At 62.0% G+C, this 5,389-nt stretch carries 8 protein-coding genes; 2 read left to right on the forward strand and 6 right to left on the reverse strand.

Features of this window, described 5'->3' with window-relative positions:
* The first annotated feature begins 30 nt into the window (after window positions 1–30).
* Both M3498_13075 and M3498_13080 read left to right on the forward strand, forming a co-directional pair.
* Entirely contained in the window at window positions 31–711 is a 681-nt protein-coding gene (locus M3498_13075; GenBank protein MDQ3460214.1) for a hemolysin III family protein, read from the forward strand.
* Between the two features lie 42 nt (window positions 712–753).
* A complete protein-coding gene (locus M3498_13080) occupies window positions 754–1,671 on the forward strand; it encodes a 2-dehydropantoate 2-reductase (protein ID MDQ3460215.1) in 918 nt (305 codons plus the stop codon).
* A gap of 118 nt (window positions 1,672–1,789) precedes the next feature.
* Here the strand turns inward: M3498_13080 and M3498_13085 are convergent, their stop codons facing one another.
* The 6 genes from M3498_13085 to M3498_13110 form a co-directional block, all read right to left on the reverse strand.
* Window positions 1,790–2,167: a helix-turn-helix domain-containing protein gene (locus M3498_13085; protein ID MDQ3460216.1), complete on the reverse strand. Its 378-nt coding sequence runs from the start codon at window positions 2,165–2,167 to the stop codon at window positions 1,790–1,792.
* Window positions 2,168–2,875: 708 nt separating this feature from the next.
* Window positions 2,876–3,403, reverse strand: a complete 528-nt coding sequence (locus tag M3498_13090; GenBank protein MDQ3460217.1) for a DinB family protein — start codon at window positions 3,401–3,403, stop codon at window positions 2,876–2,878.
* 11 nt (window positions 3,404–3,414) lie between these two features.
* Window positions 3,415–3,627, reverse strand: coding sequence for a type II toxin-antitoxin system HicB family antitoxin (locus M3498_13095; GenBank protein ID MDQ3460218.1), 213 nt, complete (start codon window positions 3,625–3,627; stop codon window positions 3,415–3,417).
* Between the two features lie 14 nt (window positions 3,628–3,641).
* Complete coding sequence (locus M3498_13100) at window positions 3,642–3,830, reverse strand: type II toxin-antitoxin system HicA family toxin (GenBank protein MDQ3460219.1); 189 nt, start codon at window positions 3,828–3,830, stop codon at window positions 3,642–3,644.
* 57 nt (window positions 3,831–3,887) lie between these two features.
* Window positions 3,888–5,111, reverse strand: a complete 1,224-nt coding sequence (locus tag M3498_13105; protein MDQ3460220.1) for an NAD(P)/FAD-dependent oxidoreductase — start codon at window positions 5,109–5,111, stop codon at window positions 3,888–3,890.
* 52 nt (window positions 5,112–5,163) lie between these two features.
* Window positions 5,164–5,389 (reverse strand): ubiquinol-cytochrome c reductase iron-sulfur subunit (locus tag M3498_13110; protein ID MDQ3460221.1); only part of this gene is annotated, 226 nt, incomplete at its 5' end.

Here is a 5,389-nt window from a genome sequence, read left to right on the forward strand (position 1 = left end):
CAGCCGACGCCGGCTCTGCTAGGGTAAAGCATGGCCGCTAAAGACCTGCCGCCCATCCGCCCCTGGTACATCCGCGAGCCCATCAGCGGCTTTTCGCACCTGGCCGGCGTGCTCTTAAGCATCATCGGCCTGGTCGTCTTGCTGGTCTTGTCGGCGGGTGAGCCCTGGCGCACCACGAGCTTCGCCGTCTACGGCGTCACCCTGATCCTGCTCTACACCGCCAGCACCCTCTACCACAGCCTGCACGTGAGAGAGCGCTGGGTGGCCTGGCTCAAGGCCTTCGACCACTCGGCCATCTACGCGCTCATCGCCGGCACCTACACGCCCATCACCCTGGTGACCCTGCAGAGCCAGAGCCCGGCCTGGGGCTGGACGCTCTTCGGCCTGGCCTGGGGCTGCGCCCTCCTGGGCATCATCGTCAAGCTGGTGTGGCTGGGGGCGCCGCGCTGGCTCTCCACCGGGCTCTACCTGGTGATGGGCTGGATGTCACTGATCGCCATCGTGCCGATCATTCAGACGCTTGCCGGCGGTGGGCTCTTCTGGATGCTGGCCGGGGGCTTTTTCTACACCGCGGGCGCGGTCATCTACGGGCTCAAGCGCCCCAACCTGGTGCCGGGCGTCTTCGGCTACCACGAGCTCTGGCACTTTTTCGTCCTGGCCGGCAGCATCAGCCACTTTTTCATGATGCTCTTTTACATCCTGCCCGCGTAGCTTGTCGAACCTGCTCCCCAGCCAAAAAGCGTAGACTCGCCTATGGACATTGCCGTGATGGGAACGGGGGGCGTGGGCGCCTACTTCGGTGGACGGCTGGCGCAGGCCGGCGAGCGGGTTCACTTTATCGCCAGGGGCGCGCATCTGGCGGCGATTCGAGAGCGCGGCCTCCGGGTCGAGAGCCGCCTGGGAGACTTTGTCATCGAGCGCCCCAGCGTCACGGGCGACCCCGCGAGCATCGGAGGAGTGGACGTGGTGCTCTTCACCGTCAAGGCGCAGGACACGCGCGCGGCCGCCGCGAGCATCAGGCCTCTGCTGAGGGAGGACACGGCGGTCATCAGCCTGCAAAACGGCGTGGACAACGAGGACGTGCTGGTCGGGGTCCTGGGCGAGAGGCAGGTGATGGGCGGGGTGGCCTATATCGAGGCGACGATTGCCGAGCCGGGCCTCGTCGTCCACAACAGCCCTTTCGCCCGCCTCGCCTTTGGCGAGCTGGACGGGGCGGCGTCGCGGAGGGCGCAAGCCTTTTTGGCGTCGTGTGAAAAGGCGGGCCTCGAGGCGAGCCTTAGCGACGACATCCGCGGCGTCATCTGGACGAAGTGGCTCTTCATCTGCGCCTTCAGCGGTCTGACCGCGCTCACCAGGGCGCCCATCGGCCGGGTGATGGCGGATGCGGACACGCGCGAACTCTACCGGCGCTGTCTGGCCGAGATCGCCGAACTCGCCCGCGCCAAAGGTATCGCGCTGCCCGAGGACATCGTCGAGGACAGGCTCGAGTTCTCCCGGAAGCTCCACCCCGAGATGCGCTCGTCCCTGCAGCAGGACTTGGCCAAGGGCAGGCCGCTCGAGCTGGACGCGCTGAGCGGCTACGCCGGCCGCCTGGGCAAAGAGCTCGGCGTGGCGACGCCCGTCAACGACGTCATCTACGCCGCGCTCAAGCTTCACAGAGACGGCGCCTAGATGCAACGCTGCGCCTGGGTCACGGAAGACCCGCTCTAAGTGTAAAATTGCCGCAAACAACCAAAGAAGCAGTTACACTTCAAACCTCACCGTGGGACGCACCCCCCGAGCTTAGCCGTTAGGCGGCATTGCCCGCTATGTCGTAGGTTTGGATAAGAACTTCGGCAGAGATGCCCAAGCCAGCATGCAGTTGACGAATCATCTCGAGCGTTAGAGGCTGCCTACGTTCGAGAACAGCGGATACCTGGGAGGGGCTACCAAGGTAGGGAGCGAGGTCTTCTTGTGACAAGCCACGGCTCTCTAAGTAGTACATAACAGCGGCAACCGGGTCGGGAGCAGGAATGGCGTAATGCTCTTCCTCGTAAGCTTGGGCGAGCGCCGTCAGCACCAGAAGACGGTCTCCTGCTGGTGTATTCGGCTCCGCATCCAAAAGAGTTTCAATGTCTGCAAGCGCCGCTTCATGATCTGCGTCAGGTTTGATGGGCCGAATGTTCATGCGTTCTCCTAGAGCGTTGTCGCATCAACCTTGTATTCCTGATGACTGCCGATAAAGCGAATGTACACCACGCTGTATACGTCGGCGTGTTGTTCCCAGAAAATGCGCAGAGTTTTGCGGGCGATGATTCTGATAGCTAGACTGAAGTTCCTAGAACGAAAAACAGCACGAAGCACGTCGCCAAGGGGCTATGTGAGCATTTTAAGAATGCACGGTTCTGTCTACACTCGAAAAGGCTCTAAGGGTTAGAGCCGGCTTGCAGCCCGTGCTTTTCTCCTCTTCTATGCTTTGCGTGAAAACCATGCATCTTGCGAATAATAGCACGATATAACCCCAAAGCCAGCGAAATAGGGTTGTTTACATGACTACACTTTGCAAAGGCTTTTGCAAGTATTGTCGTGCTGGAGGGAAGAACAAGGATTTTGCCCCAAGAACTTCAGGCTAGAGTTTACAAGACCACCAGAAGCCAGAGCAAGATGGAAGATAAGCACCTACACAAAAGTTCTTGTGAAGTTCCCAGGGCTAAGAGCTACAATCTGGCGAGGGCAAGGGGAGCAGCTTCCACAATTTCTTTTGCATGGCTACTTACCGCTTAACACTCGCCATCAGCCGCCGCGCAACTGCCCTACGAACGAGTTCTAGGTGGCATTCATGCTGGTTTGCGGTCAGCTACATGGCGTTGTCAGGTGCCACCGACTCCGCAAGCGCTTAGTTGCCACTATGGCTCTTCGCCTTAGCAACCCAGCCGGGGGCCGAATCAGTCTTCTGCCTGAGCATGAGGTTGAGCTGTGCGGCGTGGTGCTGGACGTGGCGCATGTTGTAGAGCAGCAACTCTAAGAAGCTGACCTCACCCCAACCGAAGCTACAGCGTTCATGAGCTTTTTCGTCCGTCAAAGCGTCAATCGCCACTCGGCACTTCTGGCGGCCATGCTCGAGATAGCTTTGCAGCTCGCCCTTGGTATAGGGTCGTTCAGGGAGCAGTCCCGCTGGGTCCAGTTCGTCAAGTGTAAAAGGAGTGGGGGGAGCGAACTCCTCCGAGCCTGACAGATAAAAGTCGAGCCAGAAGAGCGTGTGATAGGCGACATACCAAAAGCCGACAACATCCTTACTGACCCACGCCGGTCGTTGTGAGGGGTCGCTCCATAACTCATCGGGACAGGCCAGCATGGCATTCTCGAGCATGTCGATAGCAGCGCCGAACTGCTGCCAAAGGATTGCTTTCCAAGTAGTATCCACTTCAAGATTCCCTACGCGGCAACCTCAATATATTCGACTTGGCTGCTCGGTGTTGGAATTGGCAAGCCATCTTCGCGCATCCCCCGCAAATGAATTTCAACGGCTTCGCGGATTTGCTGCTCGGTTTCTTCAATTGTTTTACCCGTTGCCACGCACCCCAATAAATCGGGTACATACGCGGCGTAATTGTTTTCTGCCTTTTCGATAACAATGGCGTAACGCATATCTGATACTCTCCTTAGTGCTTCAAGCTTGCCTGACGCAAGACACTGTTCAATGTGCCGATTGGTAAATCATCACCGGGTTTCCCCGGAACGGTGACGCGCCCCTTCTTCGTGGGATGTTTGAACTGACGGTGACTACCTTCGGTAACAACCAGATACCAGCCATCGTCTTTGAGCAACTTGAGCACATCACGCACCTTCATCCAGTAAGCATAGTTTTCGTTCGGAATAAAATCAAGATACCGCCGCCCAACGAATAATTATACCGTGGCCATCGCCCGCCCCGCCAGCCAGCCCGTCACCCAGGCGCTCTGAAAGTTGAAACCGCCCGTCACCCCGTCGATGTCTAAGATCTCGCCCGCGAAGTGGAGGCCGGGGACGAGCCGGCTCTCCATCGTCTTGAAGTTCACCTCCTTTAGGCGCACGCCGCCACAGGTGACGAACTCCTCCTTGAAGACGCCCTTGCCGGTGATGGCAAAGCGCCCGCGGTTCAGCTCCTCGGCCAGCGTGTGCAGCTCGAGTTTGGAGACCTCGGCCCAGCGCTTGCCCTCAGGGATGCCCGCTGCGGCGGCTAGCGCCCGCCACAGACGCTGGGGTAGCAGGGCGGGGCTCCTGGCATGGACGGTTTTGCGGGCTTCGGTGTCCTTGACCGTCAGCAGGCGCTCGCGCAGAGCTTCGGGGTGAGTGTCGCTCAGCCAGTTGACCAGCAGCGTGGCCCGGTAGCCGCGCGCGTGGAGCTCGCGCGCGCCCCAGGCGGAGAGCTTGAGGACCGCCGGGCCGGAGAGGCCCCAGTGGGTGACGAGGAGCGGGCCGGTCTGCTCGAGCTTCGTGCCCTCCAGCCGCAGCTGCGCCTGCGGCACCGAGATGCCCGCCAGGCCCTCCAGGCGGGGGTCGTCCACGTTGAAGGTGAAGAGCGACGGCACCGGGGGTTCGACGGCGTGCCCCAAGGCCTCGGCCCAAGCGTAGGCCTGGGCGTTGCTGCCCGTCGCCAGGAGTAGGCGCTCGCAGCTCAGGGTTTCGCCCTCCTTGAGCGCCACGGCGAAGCCGTTTTGGGTCCTTTTGACCGAGGTCACGGCGGCCCGGCTGCGAACCGTCACGCCGGCCGCCCTTGCCGCCTCGACGAGACAGCTCACGATGGTCTCCGAAGCGTCGGTCACCGGGAACATGCGCCCGTCGCTCTCGGCCTTGAGCGCCACCCCTCGCGCCGTGAACCACGCTACCGTCTCGCGGGGCCCGAAGCGGCTCATGGGACCGCGCAGGGCGCGGCCGCCCCGAGGGTAGTGCCCGGCGAGCAGGGCCGGGTCGAAGAGGTGATGGGTGACGTTGCAGCGGCCGCCGCCGGAGACGCGCACCTTGGCGAGAGGTTGGTGGCTGCGCTCCAGGAGGGTGACCCGCGTTCCTGGATTGCTCGCGGCGCAGGTGATGGCCGCGAAAAATCCCGCCGCCCCGCCGCCGACGATGACGACGTGTAGAGGCTCGCTCACCCGACCATCTTACCCGCCTTTCGGGAGAAGGGGCAGCTCTGGCAAAGCCGTCTCAGCCCTCCCTGCGCTCGAGCCCGACCGCGTAGAGCGCGCCCTCTTCCGCGCGCAGCTCGACGCGAAAGAGCGGGTCCACCGGCGGGCCGCTCACCGCCCGGCCCGCTTGCGACGGCGCGAAGACGCCCAGGTGGCAGGGGCAGGCCAAGGAGGGCTGGCTCGAGCGGTAGTTGAAGCCCAGGGCCACCGCCTCGGTGTCGCGGCGGTAGACGACGGTGCAGCCC

This window comes from Deinococcota bacterium (assembly GCA_030858465.1).
Classification (GTDB): Bacteria; Deinococcota; Deinococci; order Deinococcales; family Trueperaceae; genus JALZLY01.

Bases quoted from the DNA above. Each gene is read 5' to 3' on its own strand.
- M3498_13075 (MDQ3460214.1), top strand. From the start codon at position 31: ATGGCCGCTAAAGACCTGCCGCCCATCCGCCCCTGGTACATCCGCGAG.
- M3498_13080 (MDQ3460215.1), top strand. From the start codon at position 754: ATGGACATTGCCGTGATGGGAACGGGGGGCGTGGGCGCCTACTTCGGT.
- M3498_13085 (MDQ3460216.1), bottom strand. From the start codon at position 2,167: ATGAACATTCGGCCCATCAAACCTGACGCAGATCATGAAGCGGCGCTT.
- M3498_13095 (MDQ3460218.1), bottom strand. From the start codon at position 3,627: ATGCGTTACGCCATTGTTATCGAAAAGGCAGAAAACAATTACGCCGCG.
- M3498_13100 (MDQ3460219.1), bottom strand. From the start codon at position 3,830: ATGAAGGTGCGTGATGTGCTCAAGTTGCTCAAAGACGATGGCTGGTAT.